This is a genomic window from Coxiella-like endosymbiont (genome assembly GCF_002871095.1).
Lineage (GTDB): Bacteria > Pseudomonadota > Gammaproteobacteria > Coxiellales > Coxiellaceae > Coxiella.
In genome coordinates this window covers 1-2,461 of sequence record NZ_NSHJ01000013.1, presented here as the reverse complement: position 1 = coordinate 2,461, position 2,461 = coordinate 1, and the positions used below count along the sequence as shown (strand labels likewise).

The following is a 2,461-nucleotide window of genomic DNA, read 5'->3' as shown; positions in this document are numbered from 1 at the left end:
TAATTCAATTCAGTTAATCTCAGATACAAAATCTTTTCAATTAAATTAGAAATCTACAATTACTTAAAATTTAGTAGTTTATTCTCTTTACGAGGGAAGCATAGCATTCATCAAAAGTAACCGTATAAGCACACAGGAAAGGGGGGCGCAGCGCATCATCGCGCTGTGCTGATCATCCCCCATCCACAGAACTTCTTTTTTCGCTAATTTCTTTAACTCATGCTTGTGAGTATCTTATTGAATTTCTTTATCTACAGTTATTTTAATCTTGTAGCTTATAATTACAATTTTTAATTTTACTTATATCATAAAATGATTATGATTTATCATTTATTTCTCAAGACATACGTGACGATCAAATCTCAAGAAAATGCTATCGAGACATATAAATCCACTTCATATTTTTTTCAATGATCTTACAGGTTCCAGTAAACAACATAGGAACTACTATTTACTGTTTATACTCTAAACTAACACTCTAAACTAACCGCAACCATAAATACTTGAATTGTTTTAATTCTTGACTCTCAAAAGATTATAAACTATTTAGCAATTTAATTTATCTTTGAAGGAATATCTTCTACTCATCTTCAAAAATATCATCTAAAAGTGTAGTATAATAATTTAAAAAAACAAGTATTTAATTAAAACTCAAAAGTAAAAGAAGCCATATGAACCAAATATTTTAAGTTATTATCAATAACGCTAATTATTTGGATTACTTTTATAAAGTTAAAATAAAAATACTTTCTTCAAAAGGAATTGACTGGAATACATCGGATAAAAATGCCTTTAATTTTGTTTTAAAGTATATTAAGATCACAATAAAATACTATCTTCAAGCACATCATCAATTTAATATCTTCTTCTCAATAGGAGAATTTTTAAAAAATTAAGGATTTTATTCGATTAAAATTTTTTATACTATAGGCTAAAATGTAATAATAGCAGAAAAAATACAATCGTTTATCTCAAATAAAACCTCTCTTTCTACGTTTTCTAAAAAATTAAAATATTATTATTTCTATACCCTACACTTAATTTAATATCAAAATATCTATATTATCTTCATCCATCTAATATTTTTATCTTTACAGCGAAATTCAAAATTGTTATTTTCGTTGGAAATAATATAATTATAGTGTCGCTGATTCACAGTATTTAAATTTCCACCAGTGGAGATAACCAGCGATTGCCATGCCCAAGTAAATAACCCATAGAATACTATGGGCCGGAATACCTTTATAGAAATATAATCCTACATACAAAGCATCAACAACAAACCATAAAAACCAGGTCTCAATCATCTTTTTACAAATCATCCATTGAGCGATTAAACTAAGTATTGTCGTAATGGAATCAATATACGGAACTTGAGAATTTGTAAAATGCTTCAATAATTCTGCCATTATCAATGTACCAAAAAACGCTACAACACTTAAAATCAAAGCTAAAGATACAGTAAGGTTCGTTATGACTAACGTTTCAGATTTTTTATGTCGAGTCCATTGATACCAACCATAGAACATTGATAAAAAGTAGATCCCAGTCAAGGCCATATCACCGTAAATACCAGTTAAACCATACAATACAATATTAATCACTGTAGCTATGGTACCTAGCGTCCACGCCCATTTATAAGCTTTAACATAAAAAACTGTAGAAAAAAATGAAAAAATAGCACCAGCAATATCTAAGATATGTAAAAGAAAATTCATGAAAGCAAGATACGGTGATACTTTTACTTTGTCAAGAATAAGATATGTGCTAATAAAACAGAATTTTCTTGTAAATTGAAATCAATAATAGATGCGATCTATAAAAACTTTTTGGTTAGAATACTACTAGCTTTTAGTAAAAATTTAATTTATTGTACTAAATAATATTATAATATACTAAATTATAATATACTAAAAATCATATGATATGCTAAAAGTTTAGCTTCTACACTGCAATATTTACTTTATTCCAACTGTTAATATACCTCGCTCAGAGATGTGCTAACAAGATTAATATCAATTCTATTCTTCCACTAAACTCTAAATCAATATTAGTGTTTTAATCATAAAATAAATTAAATTCTACATAGCGGGTCTACAACCCAAGACGATAAATTTAGAATTCATATGTATGTTTCAATACAAATATTCTTTTTACTTTTTAACAACCAATAAATCATGTTATAAAAAATATTTCTTAAAATTTTAATACATTCAAAAGTTTGGTTAAATTTTAATTTTTTAGATGATCAAAATATCCTTTTTATACTGTAGTACTTTTTGCAAAGTTTAATATAAAAAAAATTATCAGACACTGCTTTATCAATATAAAAAATTTCTTTACCAAAAAAATTAAAAGCTTTTTGACACAACGTGCCAATAAAAACAGTTTTCTTTAAATCTCTAATAAGGTTTTAATTAAATTATATCCGAAACTGAATCATTATATGGATTCTCAACCC

The 2,461-nt window shown here is 26.3% G+C and carries 1 protein-coding gene; it reads right to left on the bottom strand.

The window, feature by feature from the left end; genetic code table 11:
• Positions 1 to 1,136 precede the first annotated feature (1,136 nt).
• Positions 1,137 to 1,718 carry a nicotinamide riboside transporter PnuC gene (pnuC, locus tag CLERM_RS00135; protein WP_102156613.1) on the bottom strand — a complete coding sequence of 194 codons (582 nt, stop codon included), beginning with the start codon at positions 1,716 to 1,718 and terminating at the stop codon, positions 1,137 to 1,139.
• Between the last annotated feature and the right edge of the window lie 743 nt (positions 1,719 to 2,461).

Excerpts from the sequence above, each read along its gene's own strand:
- pnuC (WP_102156613.1), bottom strand. The coding sequence starts at position 1,718 with ATGAATTTTCTTTTACATATCTTAGATATTGCTGGTGCTATTTTTTCA.